Consider the following 19,527-nt stretch of genomic DNA (forward strand, 5'->3'; position numbering starts at 1 on the left):
GCGCTGGTCTGGCTGAACGACGACTGAGAGACAATTGCATGAAACAGTGGTTTAAAAGTGGCTCACCGTGGATCTGGCTGAACGCCGGTGCCGTGTCCCTGTGTATGATCATGGTGGTTGGCCTGATTGGTCTGATCGCCATCCGGGGCTTTGGACACTTCTGGCCGGCGGATGTTGCGCAAATCGCCATGGTCGGCGCCGATGGCGAGCGACGGGAATTGATTGGTGAGCTTGTTCGCAGTCAGACCGTTCCCGCCGCAGTTGCAAGAGACTCTGGTGAAGTGGTACCGGAATCGGAAGAGCTGGTTGTTCGTCACCTTATCAAGGTGGGTAATCGTGACCAGACTGGCCAGGATTTCGTCTGGCATCTCGACCTGTACATGGAACCCTGGCAGTACCCGGACAATATATTTGTAGTCGAACGTCGCGAATGGGGTAATTTTTACGGGACACCTGTTGCCCTGCTGCAGGATGGTAATGTTGTCAGCACGCCATCAGATGATGCATTCTGGTCATCACTGCAGGCAGCCATTGATCGCAGTCTGCAGATCTATGATCGAATCCATGAGCTGGAACGTGGAGAGATCGGTCGCATCAATACTGCACTTGAGCGACTTCGCCTGGATGAACGCACGCTTGAACTGAATCCGCTCTCGCCAGAAATGGAAGCTCTGGAGCGCGCGCGAATCGCCACCGGTCGTTCCCAGCTGGAAGCCGAATATGCATTGCTGCGTCAGGAACTGGACGCGCTTTACGACTCTACCGAGCGTGACACACTGCGCATGCAGACCAGTCAGGGCAATGAGGTCAATATTTCTTTTGCTCACATCATGCGTGTGACTGCACCCAACACCATGTCGGTGTTCCAGAAGTCAGTGCAGTATGTTGAACGCCTGTGGGAGTTCATGACCGACGAGCCGCGTGAAGCCAACACTGAAGGGGGTATATTCCCTGCCATCTTTGGCACCGTCACCATGGTCATGGTGATGTCTATCATCGTGACACCGTTTGGCATTCTGGCAGCGATTTATCTGCGCGAATACGCCAAGCAGGGCACCATGACGCGCATCATCCGTATCTCTGTGTATAACCTCGCCGGTGTGCCGTCCATTGTTTATGGCGTATTCGGTCTGGGCTTTTTTGTCTACTTTCTGGGCGGCAACATTGACCAGTTATTCTACGAGGCATCATTGCCCGCACCAACCTTTGGCACACCAGGCCTGTTCTGGGCATCGCTGACGCTGGCGCTGCTGACCCTGCCCATCGTGATAGTCTCCACAGAAGAAGGGTTGTCGCGTATTCCGAGCACCATTCGCCAGGGTAGCCTTGCACTGGGTGCGACCAAATCAGAGACGCTCTGGAAGGTGATCGTGCCATTGGCCACGCCTGCGATGATGACTGGTCTGATTCTGGCAATCGCACGTGCTGCGGGTGAAGTGGCACCTTTGATGCTGGTAGGCGTGGTCAAACTGGCACCGACACTGCCGATTGATGGCACGTTCCCGTTCATTCACCTGGAACGTAAGATCATGCACCTGGGTTTCCATATTTATGATGTGGGTTTCCAGAGCCCCAACGTAGAAGCTGCCAGACCACTGGTTTATGCCACTGCGTTGATACTGGTAATGTTGATTGTGATTCTGAACCTCACTGCGATCAGTATCCGCAACCATCTGCGTGAGCGTTACCGCAGTGCTGGTGACTAAGCAGTCCTATGCGTAGCAATGTATACCACGGCCAACCCGATTCAAAGATGACAGGATCTACAAACATGACAGCAGAAAACCCAGGCACCGCCGATAGCAGCATTAATCGTACGGAACGGCCAACTGTGTCTGCAGCATCCGCGCGTTCAGTGACCGAGCGCGAATCCTATGCGATCGAGGAGGAAACGCCGAAGATCACAGTCGACAACCTCAATCTTTATTACGGCAATGACCAGGCGCTGCACAATATCAATCTGACCATTCCGGAAAAGCGAGTAACCGCTTTTATCGGGCCCTCAGGCTGCGGTAAATCGACGCTGTTGCGCTGTTTCAACCGTATGAACGATCTCGTTGATATCTGCCGTATCGAAGGCGAGATTCGCATGGACGACAAGAATATCTACGACCGCGATGTGGATGTGGCCGATCTGCGCCGCAGCGTCGGTATGGTATTCCAGAAGCCGAACCCATTCCCGAAATCAATCTATGAGAATGTTGCCTACGGCCTGAGACTGCAGGGTGTGAAGTCACGCCGTGTGCTGGACGAAGTTGTCGAGAAGTCCCTTCGTGCGGCAGCACTCTGGGACGAGGTCAAAGACCGTCTGCAGGATAACGCATTCGGCATGTCAGGTGGTCAGCAACAGCGTCTGGTTATTGCCCGCGCCATTGCCATCGAGCCGGAAGTCATTCTGCTGGACGAACCGGCCTCGGCGCTGGACCCGATTTCAACGCTGAAGATCGAAGAGCTGATCAACGAGCTGAAGCACCAGTACACCATCATCATTGTTACCCACAACATGCAACAGGCGGCACGTGTCTCTGATTACACTGCGTTTATGTATATGGGTAAGCTGATTGAGTTTGGTGATACGGATACGCTGTTTACGAACCCGAGCAAGAAGCAGACTGAGGACTACATCACCGGTCGCTACGGTTAACCGAAGCGTTCAATGCGTCTGGCACCGGAATCGGGTTCAACGCTTCCGGCACCGGAACTAAGGGGGCAGTCCTCCTCAGGTTTTCGTCGCTCCTTGCCCCCTTATCCCCGGCGCCTCGATTAGACCGTGTTGCCACTTCCGGCACATCGATTAGGCCGTATTGCCGCTTCCGGCGCCGTGTTCTGGTTCAGTGCGTCCGGCGCCGGAATCAGCGGGAAGGTCCTCCTCAAGTTTTCGTCGCTCCCTTTCCCGCCACTTCCGGCACATCGATTAGGCCGTATTGCCACTTCCGGCGCCGGGTTCTGGTTCAGTGCGTCTAGGGTTGACGCTGGCACAAGGGGAGGGAGGTGGGTATCAGAATTGAGCCCAATCAGGTCGCGTTTATACTTTTGCCTGTCGCCCGATCAGCGGGAGGACTGTCTGAGTCCCGAGCACGCGTAGCGTGCGAGGTCGAGTTCCGCCCCGCCGGGCGACAGGTGAAAGTATGCGATCCGGGCGAGATCTGATACCCACTTCCCGGACCGTCCTGGTAAGAATGTAATCCTGATGCCGGAAGCGACAAGCAGCCAGCGTGTATTCTGCGATTCAAGGGAGTGGGTTACTGACCCATCACGGCGCGGCGGGTGCGGGTTGAGCTGAGGGTGCTGTCAACGACATTGATGTTGTCCTGCACACGCGCTCGCGATTCGCTGAACTCCTCACCGGTTTCAACGGGCTCGGTCGGCAGTGGTATTGCGAACAGCAGGGCGGCGGGGTGTTGTTCGGCGCTGGCGAAATCGTAGTTCGGATCTTCATCACCGCAGTCGATCAGTTCGCTGAAGCGCTGCCGTGTATCGCAGTCGATGTTGTTGTTATATCGAATGGCTTCGCTGCGCTGCACTGCGCGGCGAATGTCCGGCATGGTGGGTGCCAGCAGTCTGGGTGCATCTGAGGGCTCGGGCTCGCTGATGCTTGGTACGGATTCGACAACTTCAATCGTTGCTGGTGGTTCCGCAGCTGGAGCTAGTGGTGTTGGCTCTGATGCAATTTGTTCTGTCGGCTGCTCCACTGGGGCAGCTTCGGCAGACTCCGGGATGGTCGCTTGAGGCTCGACCGCTGCCTGTTGTTCAGGCCCAGGCGCTACAAGCGTGATCTGAATGCGGTTGAAAGATTCGGTCTCTGGAATCGATGATGGGTTCAGGCCGAAGCGCAATGACAGACCTATAAGTGTTGCGTGCAGACAGACACTGATCAGTAGCAATCCCAGAAAGCGACGGTCTCTGACGACTGATAATCTGTCGTTGCGCTCATCAAAATCCCAATCCTGATCGCCACTCGACCCGATGTCGGGGAGCTGCAGCGTGGGGAGTTGGCGATCATCCATAAAACTGGCCGAATGCGGGGAAACAGCTGAGTTTGACCTGCCTTTCGAGTTTCAGTTCCCGATGCAGGCTACTACTGTTGGCCTGCCCATCGCAACAGAGCGTCCCCGAGTTCCTGGCCAGTGCCCCGGTCGGCGCCCGGGTGATTTACCAGTGCTGCGACCACATAACGTTTACCCGACGCGCCCAGCACGTAGCCGGTGACTCCGGCGACGCCGTTAAGTGAACCTGTCTTCACGTGAATTCTTCCGGTGGCAGACTCATCGGACAGTCTGTCCCGCATGGTGCCGTCCAGGCCGGCCAATGGGAGCGAGGCGATGAACTCAGGCATGATGGGCTGCTGCCATGCATGCAGCATCAGGTCAGCCAGCAGCCTGGCCGACAGCCTCGTGTCGCGGGAGAGACCGGAACCGTTCGCAATGCTCAGTGTGCTGCGGTCGATTTGCAGCTTATCCAGGTAGTCGTTAATGGCAGCGATGCCTTTGTCGACTGTGCCAGGCGGGGCGCTGTGATGAAGCCCCAATGTCAGCAACAGTTGCCGGGTCATCGTGTTATTGCTGTACTTGTTGATGGATGTGACGACATCCCCAAGTGGTGGTGACTGCCAGACCACCAAAGGCTCTGCCGCAGGTGGTGATTCGGTCGATGGCAGTTCCGACAGTCGATAACTGCCGGCCAATGTGCCGCCCAGCTCGGCCCAGAGCTGCCTAAACAGTTCGTAGGTATACGTGGGCGCATCCATCACCGCGCGTGTCATCGCATATTCATCGCATCGCGACGGAAACGTGCCACTGAATATCACTGTCTGGTTGCTGCGATCCTCACTGAAACTGATGCCGCGTTGAAACCCGGTACAGGCACCCGCCTGCAAACGCAGGCGATTGTCGATGTTCAGTCCGGGAAGGGGTGGGTCGGCCTTGACACGCACGTCCCGGCCGTTGGCAGCAGGATAAAAATAAAACGTCACGGCCTGGAAGTTGGTGATGGCGGCATGTGGGAGCACGTTATAGGCGCGATTGGATTGTGCATCCAGGCTCTCTTCCTGTGATACAGAAGGATGATAAAGTGAGGCATCGATCAGCAGGTCACCGGAGATGTGTTGAACGCCGCGACGTTGCAGTGTCTTCAGCATGCTGCGGAAGTGCTCTTCAACCAGGAAGGGATCGCCACCGCCACGCAGCAGCAGGTCGCCATTAAGCGTGCCGTCAGATATGGCACCCAGCGCGTAGAGTTCAGTGCGCCAGGTGTAAGTGGGTCCCAGTATGTCCAGTGCCGCCAGCGTTGTCAGTGTCTTGATGGTTGATGCCGGATTCAGCGGCAGCTCTGCATTGACAGACAATAGCGGCGTGTCGCTGCCGATTTCCTGGACCAGTAGTGCGTAGGCATCGCTGGGGAACTGGTGACCATCAACGACGACGCGCACCGGGCCAGGCAGTTCGGTTGGCTGCGCGTGCGATGTAAAGGTAAGTATGGTCAGCAGGCTCAGTAGCGACAGCTTTGCTGTGGCATGTTTTATAGAGCTAATCATTGAGCAAAGTTTCATATCAAAAAATGGTCGCCGTTCAGGAATAGAAGCTCGTCTGTCCGGACAGTGTATGCTGAAAATCGCGTGAGCTCCAACGGTGGCGCAGGGGCGGTATTGCCCAGCTGCGCCAATGACTTAGTCAATGCGATTAAAGCGGCATTTCCGCCAGGTAGCGGCCGGTATGCGATCGCTTGCTGCGAGCCACTTTCTCAGGTCTGCCCTGCGCTACCACCTTGCCGCCTTTGTCGCCGCCTTCCGGTCCCATGTCAATGACCCAGTCGGCCTCGGCAATCATGTCCAGGTTGTGCTCGATGACAATTACCGAATTGCCTGCGTCAACCAGGCGGTGCAGCACGCGCAATAGCTTTTCGACATCGGCCATGTGCAGGCCGACGGTCGGTTCGTCCAGCACATAGAGCTTGTGCGGCGGCTTGCTGCCGCGCAGACTCAGGTGTGGTTTGGCCTTGGCCAGCTCGGCGACCAGTTTGATGCGCTGGGCCTCTCCGCCGCTGAGTGTCGGACTCTGTTGGCCCAGGGTCAGATAGCCCACGCCAACATCCTGTAGCAGCTTCAGAGGGTGATGCACGGACGGTACTGACTCAAAAAAGTCGACGGCCTCGTCAACATTCATGGCCAGTACTTCGCCGATATGTTTGCCCTTGTATTGCACCGACAGTGTTTCATCATTGAATCGCCAGCCACCACAGGCTTCGCAGTCCACGCGCACATCGGGCAGGAAATTCATCTCGATCTTCTGCATGCCATTGCCGCTGCAGGTCTCGCAGCGCCCGCCGGAAACATTGAATGAAAAACGGCCTGGCAGGTAGCCGCGCAGTCTGGCATCGACAGTGTCAGCGAACAGTTTGCGGATTGTGTCCCAGATGCCGATATAACTTGCAGGGCAAGAGCGCGGTGTCTTGCCAATCGGCGTCTGATCCACCTGCAGCACGCTGTTGATACCCTGCCAGCCGTCAATGGATTCGCAGCCCTGCCAGCTGCTCTTGCGTTTACTTCCTTTGGCCTTGCCGCGTTTATTGTTGGCGATTACCAGATCACGCAGGTTGTCATACAGAACACCACGAATCAGTGTGCTCTTGCCACCACCACTGACGCCACTGACCACCACCAGTTGTCGCAGTGGGATATCGATGTCGACATTCCGCAGGTTGTTCTGACTGGCGCCGCGTATCTGTAGTGTTTCTTTTTCCTGCTGCTGACGCAGCGTGTCATCGCGCAGATCAGGCAACGGGTGGCGCATGGGATTGGCCAGAAACTGCCCGGTCAGCGACTTTTTATTCTTCTTGAGCTGATCGAGCGTGCCGGTTGCCACAATCTCACCGCCATTGACACCAGCGCCCGGGCCGACATCGATCAGGTGGTCCGCTTCGGCCATGGTGGCATCATCGTGCTCAACAACAATTACGGTATTGCCGTGTTGCTGCAGTTCGCGCAGCGTCGCGATCAGCAGGGCATTGTCGCGGGCATGCAGACCGATAGTGGGTTCATCCAGAATGTAACAGACGCCCTGCAGGTTGGAGCCCAGCTGTGAGGCCAGCCGGATTCGCTGAGCCTCGCCACCACTGAGCGTGGGCGCGGCACGATCAAGGCTTAAATACCCCAGTCCGACTTTCTGCAGAAAGTGCAATCGACCATTGAGCTCGGGCAGTATGTCACGGGCGATGGCCAGCTGCTTGGTATCCAGTTTGATTTTGCCAATGTGGGTGGCAGCCGCATCGACGGACAGCCGTGTCAGTTCAGCAATACTCTGGTTCTGGAATCGTACCGCCAGCGCAGTCGGGTTCAGACGGCTGCCGTTACAGCTGCGGCAGACTTTGGCGGGTTGCGCATTGTCGTCTTTGTCCAGGAAGTTTTCTTCTTCACCAGTCAGCTCTTCATTAAAATCGGCCAGTTGTTCGCCGGTGCCAAAGCAGGATGTGCACCAGCCATGCCGGGAATTAAACGAGAACAGTCGGGGATCCAGGTCATCAAAGCTGCTGCCACAGCCAGGGCAGGCGCGTCGCGTCGAAAACAGGGCATCGGCCTTGACCTTCTTGCGACGCTTTCCGGTTGTCACTTCGGTGACGCTCAACAGACCATTGCCAACGGCCAGCGCTTCACCGATCAGGCGGTTTAATTCAGCTTCGTTTTTCTTGTCGACAGCGCAGTCGCCTATCACGACTTCGATGTCGTGTTCCTTGTAGCGATCCAGGACGGGCCAGTCGTTACTGGGCAGTATCTTGCCGTCGGCGCGCAGATGGGTGTAACCCTTGTTGGCGGCCCAGGCAGCCAGTTCCTTGTATAAACCCTTTCGCCCGACCACAACCGGGGCCAGCAGGGTGACCTGACGCCCCTGCCATTCGGACTGAAGCCGTGACAGAATCATGTCCTGACTCTGAGGTTCTATGGGTACATCACAATCCGGGCAGTATTGTGTGCCCAGCTTGACAAACACCAGGCGCAGGAAGTGATAAATCTCGGTCAGTGTGGCCACAGTACTCTTACGACCGCCACGGCTGGTGCGTTGTTCAATGGCAACAGTAGGCGGGATGCCATGGATGGCATCCACATCAGGTTTACTTGCTGGCTGTACAAACTGCCTGGCGTATGCATTCAGAGATTCCAGATATCGGCGCTGGCCTTCAGCAAATACAAGATCAAACGCCAGTGTGCTCTTGCCACTACCGCTGACGCCGGTGATGACCGTGAATTGATTCCATGGCAGGCTGACGTCAATATTCTTCAGGTTGTGTTCGCGGGCATGGTGAATCTGGATCGCCTGTACTGGCTTGACGCGTTTACTGGTGCTTGATGTGCCCGATAGTGTTTTTAAGGCAGTGCTTCGCTTTTTGCCGCTACCCTGATTGCGTTTTAACTCGGCTTCGTAGTCTCTCAGCGCATGAGCTGTATGGCCTTTACCGCTGGCTATGAACTGTTTCGGTGTGTCCGCAGCAATCAGCTGCCCACCCTCAGCGCCACCTTCCGGGCCAATCTCTATCAGCCAGTCTGCTGCACGGATTACGTCCAGATTGTGCTCAATGATCAGCAGTGAATGGCCTGCGTCCAGCAGTTTGCGAAACGCTTTCAGCAACACATGGATATCGTGGAAATGCAGCCCGGTGGTGGGCTCGTCAAACAGGAACAGAATGCCTTTTTCTGATGTCTTGTTTCCAGAGGGTTTCTTGCCGGCAACCGTTTTGCTCGCAGGCTTTTTGTTACTAAGCTTTTTGTGACTAACTTGGGCCAGATGTCCGGCCAGTTTCAGGCGCTGTGATTCACCACCACTGAGCGTTGGTACCGCCTGGCCCAGTTGCAGGTAGTGCAGTCCGACATCAAGTAGTGGCTGCAGGCAGTTCTGCACCTCGGCATCACCGTCAAAAAACGCCAGTGCTTCTTCAACTGTCAATTCCAGCACATCGGCAATGGACAGGGCACGGCGACTGTCATGCGGGTCCAGCAGTGTCACCTCGAGAATTTCCCGGCGATAGCGTTTGCCATTACATTCGCTGCAGCGCAGGTAGACATCGCTGAGGAACTGCATCTCCACATGTTCAAAACCATTGCCAGCGCAGACCGGACAGCGACCATTGCCTGAGTTAAAACTGAAAATGCCGGGTTTGTATCCGCGCTCGCGTGCCAGAGGCTGATCAACAAAACGTTTGCGAATAACGTCAAACGCACCGACATACGTGGCCGGGATTGAACGTGTGGTCTTGCCCAGCGGGCTTTGATCGACAAACACAATGTTACTGATGTGTTCATAACCGCTCAGACTGTCGTGCACACCCGGTGCTTCGGTGGCAATACCAAATTCACGACAAAGACCGCGGTACAGAATGTCGCGCATCAGGGTCGATTTGCCAGAGCCGCTGACACCGGTCAGGCAGACCAGGCCACGCAGGGGAATGTCAACATCAACGCCCTTGAGATTGTTCTCACGTGCGCCGCGAATACAGATTAGAGGAAGTGTTGAACCTTGTTGCCCAGAGCTGACGCGTTTTTTAAAATCGTACACTGCAGCAGGCTCAGCAACCGCGTCGAGGGGCTCATCAGCTGCTTCGGCCACCAGCAACTCGCTGCTCAGGTACTTTGCTGTCAGTGAATCTTTGTGTTTGAGCAACTGTGCCGGTGTACCCATAAACCGTACTTCACCGCCACGCTTGCCCGGTCCGGGTCCGATGTCGATGATCAGGTCGGCGGCCAGCATGACCTGTGGGTCGTGTTCAACAACGATCAGGGAGTTGCCGGCGTCACGCAGGCGATGCAGTATCCCGACCATGCGCTGCATGTCGCGAGTGTGCAGCCCGATGCTGGGTTCATCCAGCACAAACAATGTATTGACCAGCGATGTGCCCAGCGCCGTTGTCAGGTTGATACGTTGTACCTCGCCGCCACTGAGTGTGCGTGATTGACGATCAAGCGTCAGGTATCCCAGTCCAACATCGAGCAGATATCCCAGGCGGGACCGGATCTCCCCGATCAACAGTTCGGTGGCCGCATCCAGCTTGCCGGGCAGTCGCAGTTTCTCGAAAAAGTCAGCACAGTCCTGTAATGGGAACTGCATAAGCTCATTGATGGTGTAGCTATTGTCAGGAATCCCGGTTTCTCCGGCCGCCTGCGGCTGCTGATGCAGGCGCCACCACAATGACTCAGGTTTCAGACGCGCGCCGTGGCAGGCATGGCACTCGGTATAGGCACGGTAACGTGACAGAAGCACGCGCACGTGCATCTTGTAGGCACGGCTTTCCAGCCAGGCAAAAAAGCGCCGAACGCCGTACCAGACATCTTTTGCCCAGTCTCCTTCGCCTTCCAGTACCCAATTCCGGTCGGCAGCAGTCATCTCCCGCCAGGGGGTATCCAGCGGAATGCCGCGCTTGCGGGCGAGTTTCTCCAGGTCAAACTGACATTCCAGAAAGCTCTTGCTCTGCCAGATTTTGATGGCGCCTTCACGCAGCGTTTTGTTGTGATCGGGGATGACCAGGTCAAAATCCACGTCAATGATGCGACCAAATCCGCGGCAGGTCTCACAGGCACCTATTGGTGAGTTGAACGAGAATGCACCGGCGCCTGCATCGCTGAACTCGCGTTCGCAGTCCGGGCAGTGCAGGTGGCTGGAGAACGCTTTGATCTGTTGCTCAGGCTGCTCGGGTTCGGCGTAAACCAGCACATGTCCGCTGCCATGATGCAATGCTGTTTCTACCGCTTCGGCCAGGCGAGCCAGATTGTCACTACGCAGCCGCAGACGATCCTGCACTACATGTACCTTACTCTCGTGACTGGCCTGAATGCGGGTGTAACCCTGCTGGTTCAGCCACTGGCGCACTTCCTGTTCACTGAAATTATGGGGCACCGATGCCGGGAAGCAGACATGCAGCCTGGTCTCGGCGGGCAGGCTGGCCTGCAGTTCGGCAACTATGCTTTGTGTAGAGTCTCGTTTGACCTCGCGCCCGCAACCTGGGCAGTGCAGATGTGACAGCCGTGCAAACACCAGCTTGAGATAATCGTTCAGCTCGGTCATCGTGCCGACAGTAGAGCGTGAGGTGCGCACCGGATTGGTCTGATCGATGGCAATTGCAGGTGGAATGCCTTCTATGCTGTCGACAGCCGGTTTGTCCATGCGATCCAGAAACTGCCGCGCATAGGCAGAGAAAGTCTCCACATAGCGGCGCTGGCCTTCGGCGTAGATAGTATCGAAAGCCAGTGTGGACTTACCCGAACCGCTGACGCCAGTGATCACAATCAGTTTGTTGACCGGCAGCTCCAGGCTTAAGTTCTTCAGGTTATTCTGGCGGGCACCGCGCAGGACAATCGAATCAATCACCGGTGATTTGTGTCTGGCGGACTTGGAGTCAGTTTTGGGCATGGAAATCGGGTCTGGATTAAGTGAGAAACTGTGAATTTATACAGTATTGCTGCGATTGTGTCCATCCAGCGTTTTCAGGCTAAATATGACGACCGCGTTTAGGTCACTATGCCCTCGGACAAGTGCCCGGTTCAAGGTAGAATCACATGATGAGCAAAACAATTCTTTCAAACGGGCGCGCCCTGATACTGTTGTTGCCCCTGTTTTTAATAAAGTCGCTGCCGGTGCAGGCGGCACTTCCGGAACGAATCCTGACGGACAAAGGCGCCGTGACAGGTATGGCGTTGCCGACCCAGGATGGTACCGGTGTCCACGAAGATGTCATGAGCTATCGTGGTATTCCCTATGCGGCACCACCTGTCGGCGAGCTGCGTTGGCGTCCTCCGCAAGCTGCGGCCGCCTGGCAGGGCGATCGCGATGCGACCACTTTCAGTGCGATGTGTGCACAGAATTTTCCCTCTGGTCGTGGCAATGACAGGATTCAGGAGTCCGGCATGAGTGAGGACTGCCTGTACCTGAATGTCACCTCGGCAGCGCAGTCGCCGGAAGCCCGTCAGCCGGTGCTGGTGTGGTTTCATGGGGGCAGTCTGACCTCGGGCTGGGGGAACTCCCATGCGCCCAACAGCTCACCTTTGCCTCGCAAGGGCGTCGTGGTGGTGTCCGTCAACCATCGCCTGGGGCCGCTGGGCTACTTCTCACACCCGGCATTATCAGCGGAATCGCCACTGGGTGTGTCTGGTAACTACGGCAGTCTGGATACCATAGCGGCGTTGCAATGGGTGCAAAACAATATTTCCGCCTTTGGTGGCGATCCTGATCGGGTCACCATTGCCGGCGTATCGGGCGGCGGTGAAAAGGTCCTGTTCCTGATGGCCTCTCCATTGGCAGAAGGCCTGTTCCATCGTGCGCTGGTCATGAGTGGTGGCATAGCGAATGTGCCGCTTGAACGGACCGAGCAGGCCGGGGTGGATCTGCTCAGCAGGATTGGCATTGACAGCAGCGAGCAGACCCTCGAGCGCATGCGGGCAACAAGCTGGCAGGACCTGGTCACCACCGCAGCCAGCCGCGAAGGGCGATACCGCTCGGTGTTTACATTGGACAACTGGTCACTCCAGGGACTTGCTGCGCAACATGATGTGCCAATCATTCTGGGGCTGATGGGCAGCGAAAAAGAACCTGATACCTCGCCTCCGTATATTGCCAGAGCCCTGACACCGGCCGTTGAACCTCTTAGTGACGTCTACGCCTATGTGTTTACGCATTTGCCATACGGCTGGGGCAGCAACGGCGGACTGGCGTATCACGGTGGAGATGTCAGTTATCTGTTCGGTGTACTGGAAAACATAGCGGGCCACTACGGCAACCTGTTTCGGCCTGGTCCGCGTCAGGATATACCGGCGGATCCGGGACTGGATTATCGAGACGACTGGGTCTCCGAAGCGTTTATGTCTATGCTGGTACAGTTTGCTGAAACCGGCGATCCCAATCTGGATGAGGCGGCTTTCGAGCGGCTTGGAAAATCCTGGCGCTGGCCGCGCCTGGATAACAACGATCAGTATCTCGATATCGGTATCAAACCCATTGTTAAAACCGGCTGGGTAAGGGCGGGGAGTAATCAGCGCCGTCCTCGCTATGAGGAATGATCAACGTTGAACGCGATATTATAAGTCCATGATGCCGCGGCGCGCCGATGCCAAACGGGGAGAGAATTTTGAAGAAGTTGAGTAAAGATCTGTTGACGGGCCTGTCGCTGTTGCTGCCCATTGTGTTGTCGATTCAATTGTTGATATGGGTTTTGACAACGGTCGAAGAATGGCTGAAGCAGGTCTGGGATCTGGTGCTGCCGGCTGAGTGGTACATTCCGGGCCTGGCGATTGTGAGCTTTCTGGCGCTGGCTGTGGTCACTGGCATCAGTTTCCGTGTGCGCATCATCAAACCGCTCTGGTTATGGGGACACCGACTGATCGATCGAATTCCCGTTCTTAATTACCTCTACAACACCATCAAGGATTTCTTTGACCTGATTGGCGGGCAGAATTTCAGTGACCAGAAAGTCGTCTGGGTAAGAATGCCCGACACGCCGTACAAATTGCTGGGCGTGGTGACAAAACAGGGCGACGACGAATGTTCGCGTTTGGGACAGATGATCAGTGATCAGGAAATTGCCGTGTATCTGCCGATGAGTTATCAGGTTGGCGGGTATATGGTGGTATTGCCCAGAGACTGTGTCGAACCCGCAGATATTGACGCGGGTGATGCGCTGCGCCTGATCATGAGTGCGGGGCTTGGCCAGAAAAAATCGAAAAGCTGATTGCCGTTACGTTTCATGACACCTGATATTAAAAACATCGCTAAAAATGAGATTTGCCCCTGCGACAGCGGTAAACGCTACTCGATATGCTGCGGCAGCCTGCATGCGGGCAAAGAATTCGCGCGCACCGCAAAACAGCTGATGCGCTCGCGCTACAGTGCCTTTGCGATTGGCGGGCTGGGAGACTATCTGCTGCAGACCTGGCACCCGGACACCCGTCCAGCTGTCAGCGCCGAACAACTGGGCGCAAAGGACACAGACTGGATCAGACTGGAGATACTGGACGCAAATCAGTCAGGCGTTACAGCCATGGTCGAGTTCAAAGCGCACTGGCGCGACGAAACCGGGCGGGTTCAGATTCACCACGAGCGCTCACGCTTCCTGCGCATCAAGGGCCGCTGGTTCTACCTGGATACTGCGGGCTGATTACAGCCCCCGTTGCCACTCCTCACGCAAGGGTATTTGCCCTGGCTGATGAATAGCAGTGCGCACAATTCGCAGCAAGCTGTCCTTGTCCTTGCCCAGTACACCTTTCAGAACAAGATAGTTGGACGCATGATCGCTGCGGAAGATGGTGCTGTTAAGTTCCAGGTGTTCCAGAAAGACTTCCATTTCACGAAACAGTTCCAGCTTGCCCAGCTTGCGCCAGCGATCACCAAAGTGTTTTGTAAAGCGCTGTGTGCCATTGGGCAGTTCCACCACCAGCGTTGAGAGATAATCAGGCTGGGCGGCGTTCATCAGTCGGGCGCTGTTGATAGCGTGGCGCTCACTCAGTTCAGGGCCACCCAGGCCGTTGAGTACCATGACCGAGCTCTTGATGTCAGCCGCTTTCATCTTCTGCAGGGCGTCCAGTGAGCTGTCAAAAGTTTCGCCTTTCTCTATCAGTTGCAGCAATTCGTCGTCGCCGGTCTCGCAGCCCACGTAAAGCAGACTAAGGCCTTTTGCGCGCAGCTCTCGCAGATCATCCACCGTCTTGTTGCGCAGATTGCGCGGCAGGCAGTAAGCACTGATTCTTGGTTTGTGTGGCAACCATCGATTGAGCATGTCCAGTATTTCGTTCAGGCGGCGCATTGACAGCGTCATTGCGTCACCATCAGCCAGAAAGACCCGGTAGACAGGCAGGCCGCGCTCAATGATGTCACGCACCTGTGACTCAAGGGCCTCGATTGATTGGGGCTGAAAGCGTTTCTGCGGGGCAGTATACATGTCGCAGAAAGTGCATTTATTCCAGGAGCAGCCGTTGGTCACCTGCAGGATCAGGGACTTCCATTCACTGGGTGGGCGAAAAACCGGTTCGATATAGGACATTGGATACATGGGGCGGGATTATAGCAGAGGCGGCATAACAGGCGTAGAATACGCGGTTTTTCTTATAGTCAGTGGCGCCTGCAGCTGAGCTGAGTCAGATTCTGGAATCCTTATGGACATACTGATAGCAATCGCACTGGTTTTTGTCGGTGCCTACGTACAGACCGCCGTTGGTTTCGGCCTGGCTGTGATTGCTGCGCCAGTGCTGTTCTTCGTGAATCCCGCCTATGTACCGGCGCCCGTGACGGTCTGCGCACTGGTGCTCTCGCTGATCAATGCCTGGTATTTCCGTGAAGGAGTGTCTCTGAGCGGATTGAAGGCGGCGGTGGTCGGGCGTGTCCCCGGTTCTCTGGCTGGCGCCGGGCTGCTGTTGTGGATGGACAAGAACATGCTGGCGCTGTGGATAGGGCTCTCGGTGTTGTTTGCCGTGGCGGTCAGTCTGAGTTCGTTGCGCTGGAGTCCTACCAACGGCAGGATGGTTGCTGCTGGCTTTCTCTCGGGCTTCATGGGCACCAGCACATCCATCGGTGGACCGCCCATGGCGCTGCTTTGGCAGCATCAGAATGTCGCATTGATACGGGCCAATCTGGCTGCGTTTTTTGTCGTCAGCTGCCTGATCTCCCTGCTTGTGCTCGCGCCGGTTGGACATTTCGGCTGGTCCCACTTCATGCTGTCCTTGCCTCTGATCCCCGCAACCGTCGCCGGATTCTGGGTCGCACGACAGACCATGGGCCGTCTGTCGCCTCAGGTCATCCGCGGTGGCTCGCTGATATTGTGTGCGATATCCGGACTCTACGCCGTGATCAGTGCGTTGGTGAACGGCGGCAGCTTGGTGTAAACTGCTGTGCTATCCATTCCAGATGGCCTTACGGGCCGGAAATAACAATAAACCAGGGCAGCGAATCGAAAGCGCGAGTTGACTGGCACTGAACCTCGAACAGAGGGTGCCCAACGACAGCAGCGTTGCCTGCATTGATCAAGGAGTGACTGCGCATGTCAGGCGTGTCAGAAGACAAGCTTAAAGCTGAGTGGCCACACAATACTTCGCTAAAAGCGTTCAAACAGGCTTGGGTGCTGGAAGGCGAACCATTGTGGGAACGAGTATTCGCTGTTCACCACGAACGCATGCAGATTAAAAATGGCAAGACTGCCTTGCGTAATCTCCAGAAGATTTTTACCTGCACATTCCGTCTGGCCAACAGCCAGGGTTTTCATTCCATGAGCCTCCGTGACCTGAGCCGAGAGACTCAGATCAGCATGGGTGGTTTGTACGCATATATTGGCAGCAAAAGCGACCTGGCATCTGCGATTGAATCGGTGGTGCGGCAGTCTATTGATGACGTCATGTCGGATATTCACAGCCACAATCTGCCACCTTACGAACACCTCCGGGCTGTACTGTTTGCAGACCTGTACATGAACGACATCATGCATCAGTGGTACTACTTCTGTTTTATCGAAGCCAAAGGTCTTGATCGCAGCCAGCGGGAAGCTGCCATGCAGATGGAGCTGAAGTTTGACCAGCGGCTGCAATCTATTTTCCAGGATGGCATTGATGCGGGTGTGTTCCGTTATCAGGGCGACACGGCACTGCTGTCGGCAGCAACCACCGCAATACTGCAACAATGGTATCTCAAGCGCTGGAAGTTCCAGCACCTGAAATCAGACATCAATGTTTTTGCCAATTTTGCGTTTTCACATGTGTTGAGTGCTCTGGATTACCAGGCACCTGCCAGTCAAAACTCAGACCAGGCGGAGGCCTCTGACTCGGTCAGTCAGCATTCTCTGGCCTGATGCCTTTTTTGGTGGCGTAGAACTTTCGAATTTCAGCCATATCGACCGACAGATCTCCGGTCGGATAAAAGAAGTCGGCCAGGCCAGCTTCTTTTTTATCTGCGTCCAGATAACCCATCAAAATCGGAACTCCGGCGTTATTGGCGATATGGTAAAATCCGGTCTTCCAGTCCTTGACCTTGGCCCTTGTGCCTTCGGGTGGAATCAGAACCACCAGCTCCGGGTTATCTCTGTACTGCTGAACAACCTGATCGACCATGCCGTTGTGGCGGGAACGATCTATCGGGATGCCACCCAGCCAACGCATCAGCCCACCAAATGGAAACTTGAACAGTGAGTTCTTGCCCATCCAGTGCAGGCGCAGCTTCAACTTCAGGACAACCAATAGCATGATGGGGAAATCCCAATTGCTGGTGTGTGGTGCGCCGATCAGAACAAAGCGCTGGTCGTTGAGCGGTTTGCCTATAGGCCGCCAGCCAATTATCCACAGAATCATCGTCGCCAGGCCGCGTAACAGAGCTGTCAGTAAGGGCGTGCAGAAGACTGTGGTCTTGCGAATCTGCATCGTGTGAGCTTCGGTGGCTTGAGTCATTTACCACTCCTGGAAAAAGTCGATCAGTGCCTCTTCGCGCACGCTGCGCACGGGGCCATCGATGCTGCCGAGATATAAAAAACCGATAATCGATTCGTGGGCTTGCAGGCCCAGCCCCTCGCGCATCACAGGGTGGGTCGCCATTGGCCCGGTGCGCCAGATTGCGCCAACATCCAGTGCGTACGCCGCATTAAGCATATTCTGCATGGCCGCTCCGGCGGCAAGGTGTTGTTCTGCCTCGGGGACTTTGGGGTGGGCTTTTGGGCTGACAATGCCGACTACAATCATTGGCGCCCGCAGCACTTTTTTCTGCGCGGACAACACATCTGCTTCCGTCATCTCGGGATTATCAGCCTTGCTCGCCTTACCCCACAACTCGCCCAGGCGGTGCCGGGACTCACCTTCAATGATCAGAAATCGCCAGGGTCGCAAGAGGCCATGATCGGCGGCCCGCAGCGCGGCACGAAATATCGCTTCACGCGTGGCCTGATCCGGAGCCGGATCGCTGACCCGCGATACTGAAACCCGCTGGTGTAGTACCTGCAGGGCATCTTTGTAGCTGGAGGTAATCTTGCTCATCGGGTGGACCAGAACTGCCGCACTGCTGCATCAGCAGTATTGGCCGTGCGACTGGTTAGGCTGTCTGCCATCGTCTGTTTAGTCATGTGGAATCCCCTTTTATGTGTTTTTCCGAAGCATAAAACAAAAGCCGCAGTGGGCAAAGGGAGGATATGCCTGCCCGGGCTTCAGCTGGCCGGTTGCATGTGGGCCTGCTCGGCGGCCAGTACACGCTGGAATGTAAGCCAGGAAACGATGGCCATCAGCAGGTTGCCCGTAAATGCGCCTATAAAGAACCCCGGTAAACCGTAGAGTTGACTGCCAACCCAGGCGAGTGGCACATAAAATACAAAAAAGCGGGCAAAGCTCAGATACAGCGCCACCATGGGTTTGTGCAGGGCATTCAGCGCAGAGTTACAGAGGATGATCACGCCCTGCATGCCGTAGCTCAACGGCATGATCCACAGGTATAGACGAATTATCCCGGCGACCTCCGCGTCGCGGGTAAACACCCAGGCGATCAGCGATGCCCCGAGTGCCATGACTATATAGATCAGTAACTGCCAGCCCTGCACAAAGCGCATGGAAAGCCGGCATGCCTCGCGAATGCGTTCGAGCTTGCCGGCGCCCAGATTCTGGCTGACAAACGGAGGGAGGGTACTGGAAAGAGCCAGGATGACCAGGCAGGCAATTGATTCCAGACGCGAACCGACACCAAACGCAGCAACTGCGGTTTCTCCGTATGAGGCTACGATGGCAGTCATGATGCCGGCAGCCAGCGGCGTCATCATATTGGCGCCCGAGGCGGGAATACCAATGCGCAGCATTTCGCGCGCTGAGTTCTTGAACACCGGACCCGTGGGCAGGCCGCGATAGATCAGTTCATGGCGAATGGCCAGGTAATAGAACAGAAAGCAGACACCGGCTATCCATGAGGCCAGCGTTGCATAAGCGGCACCCTGAATGCCCATGGCAGGAATCGGTCCCAGACCGAAAATGAAAAGGGGATCCAGTGCCGCATTGATCAGACCGGCCGCCGCCATCAGGATGCTGGGCGTTCTCGTGTCGCCATTGGCTCGCAGCACGGCGTTGGCACAAATGATGGCGACCAGCAGCACACTGGTGGGTAGCCAGATGTCCATATACTCGCGAATCGCCGGCAGCATGGATTCTGGTGCACCCATCAGCAGAAAAATGCTGTCCATGAAAATATAACCGACAATCGCCAGCACGCCAGCCAATGCCATGGCGACGTAGTTTGTCACTGTCGACGCCTGCTTGGCCTTTTCTGTTTCACCGCGACCAATGTATTTGGCGACCACGGCAGATGTGCCGATGCTCAGACCGATGGCCAGACTCATGATGGTGAAGGTGACGGGGAAAGTAAAACTGATGGCAGACAGTGGCTCGGTGCCGAGCATACTGATAAAGAAGGTATCAACCAGATTGAAGCTGAACATCATGACCATGCCAACAATCATGGGCATGGTCATATTGATGAGGGTTTGACCGATGGGGCCTTCTGTCAGTTTGTGGCGATTACTGCGTCTGGGTTCTGCCATGTCCGACCATCG

Annotated in this window: 14 protein-coding genes; 7 read left to right on the forward strand and 7 right to left on the reverse strand. The window is 55.9% G+C overall.

Going from position 1 to position 19,527, the window contains the following annotated elements:
- Positions 1–38 precede the first annotated feature (38 nt).
- Complete coding sequence (gene pstA, locus QGM61_RS13430) at positions 39–1,706, forward strand: phosphate ABC transporter permease PstA (RefSeq protein ID WP_281133255.1); 1,668 nt, start codon at positions 39–41, stop codon at positions 1,704–1,706.
- Positions 1,707–1,771: 65 nt separating this feature from the next.
- Positions 1,772–2,644: a phosphate ABC transporter ATP-binding protein PstB gene (gene pstB, locus QGM61_RS13435; RefSeq protein WP_237134556.1), complete on the forward strand. Its 873-nt coding sequence runs from the start codon at positions 1,772–1,774 to the stop codon at positions 2,642–2,644.
- A gap of 598 nt (positions 2,645–3,242) precedes the next feature.
- Here pstB and QGM61_RS13440 read toward each other — a convergent pair.
- The 3 genes from QGM61_RS13440 to uvrA form a co-directional block, all read right to left on the reverse strand.
- Entirely contained in the window at positions 3,243–4,007 is a 765-nt protein-coding gene (locus QGM61_RS13440; protein ID WP_281133256.1) for a hypothetical protein, read from the reverse strand.
- A 71-nt stretch (positions 4,008–4,078) separates the two neighbouring features.
- Positions 4,079–5,533, reverse strand: coding sequence for a D-alanyl-D-alanine carboxypeptidase/D-alanyl-D-alanine-endopeptidase (dacB, locus tag QGM61_RS13445; protein WP_281133257.1), 1,455 nt, complete (start codon positions 5,531–5,533; stop codon positions 4,079–4,081).
- 145 nt (positions 5,534–5,678) lie between these two features.
- A complete protein-coding gene (uvrA, locus tag QGM61_RS13450; RefSeq protein WP_281133258.1) occupies positions 5,679–11,390 on the reverse strand; it encodes an excinuclease ABC subunit UvrA in 5,712 nt (1,903 codons plus the stop codon).
- 146 nt (positions 11,391–11,536) lie between these two features.
- Between uvrA and QGM61_RS13455 the strand changes: the two genes are divergently transcribed.
- The 3 genes from QGM61_RS13455 to QGM61_RS13465 all read left to right on the forward strand — a co-directional run bounded on the left by QGM61_RS13455 (position 11,537) and on the right by QGM61_RS13465 (position 14,127).
- Positions 11,537–13,033: a carboxylesterase/lipase family protein gene (locus tag QGM61_RS13455; RefSeq protein ID WP_281133259.1), complete on the forward strand. Its 1,497-nt coding sequence runs from the start codon at positions 11,537–11,539 to the stop codon at positions 13,031–13,033.
- 68 nt (positions 13,034–13,101) lie between these two features.
- Positions 13,102–13,701 (forward strand): DUF502 domain-containing protein, encoded by a 600-nt coding sequence (locus QGM61_RS13460; RefSeq protein ID WP_281133260.1) that lies wholly within the window; start codon positions 13,102–13,104, stop codon positions 13,699–13,701.
- A gap of 15 nt (positions 13,702–13,716) precedes the next feature.
- Positions 13,717–14,127 (forward strand): YchJ family protein, encoded by a 411-nt coding sequence (locus tag QGM61_RS13465; RefSeq protein ID WP_281133261.1) that lies wholly within the window; start codon positions 13,717–13,719, stop codon positions 14,125–14,127.
- On the opposite strand, the gene QGM61_RS13470 is transcribed toward QGM61_RS13465, so the two are convergent.
- Complete coding sequence (locus tag QGM61_RS13470) at positions 14,128–15,018, reverse strand: radical SAM protein (protein ID WP_281133262.1); 891 nt, start codon at positions 15,016–15,018, stop codon at positions 14,128–14,130.
- Positions 15,019–15,121: 103 nt separating this feature from the next.
- On the opposite strand from QGM61_RS13470, the gene QGM61_RS13475 reads away from it, so the two are divergent.
- Together QGM61_RS13475 and QGM61_RS13480 are read left to right on the forward strand one after the other, a co-directional pair.
- On the forward strand, positions 15,122–15,847 hold the full coding sequence (locus QGM61_RS13475) for a sulfite exporter TauE/SafE family protein (protein ID WP_237134548.1): 726 nt from the start codon (positions 15,122–15,124) through the stop codon (positions 15,845–15,847).
- A 155-nt stretch (positions 15,848–16,002) separates the two neighbouring features.
- Positions 16,003–16,803: a TetR/AcrR family transcriptional regulator gene (locus QGM61_RS13480; RefSeq protein ID WP_237134547.1), complete on the forward strand. Its 801-nt coding sequence runs from the start codon at positions 16,003–16,005 to the stop codon at positions 16,801–16,803.
- Here QGM61_RS13480 and QGM61_RS13485 read toward each other — a convergent pair.
- The 3 genes from QGM61_RS13485 to QGM61_RS13495 form a co-directional block, all read right to left on the reverse strand.
- Positions 16,781–17,395, reverse strand: coding sequence for a lysophospholipid acyltransferase family protein (locus QGM61_RS13485; RefSeq protein WP_237134546.1), 615 nt, complete (start codon positions 17,393–17,395; stop codon positions 16,781–16,783). The genes QGM61_RS13480 and QGM61_RS13485 overlap by 23 nt on opposite strands.
- Positions 17,396–17,974, reverse strand: coding sequence for a nitroreductase (locus tag QGM61_RS13490; RefSeq protein ID WP_237134545.1), 579 nt, complete (start codon positions 17,972–17,974; stop codon positions 17,396–17,398).
- 167 nt (positions 17,975–18,141) lie between these two features.
- The gene (locus QGM61_RS13495; RefSeq protein WP_281133263.1) at positions 18,142–19,515 is read right to left on the reverse strand and encodes an MATE family efflux transporter; all 1,374 of its coding nucleotides are present in this window, start codon (positions 19,513–19,515) and stop codon (positions 18,142–18,144) included.
- Positions 19,516–19,527: the final 12 nt, after the last annotated feature.

It is taken from the genome of Pseudohongiella sp. SYSU M77423 (assembly GCF_029911965.1).
GTDB lineage: Bacteria > Pseudomonadota > Gammaproteobacteria > Pseudomonadales > Pseudohongiellaceae > Pseudohongiella.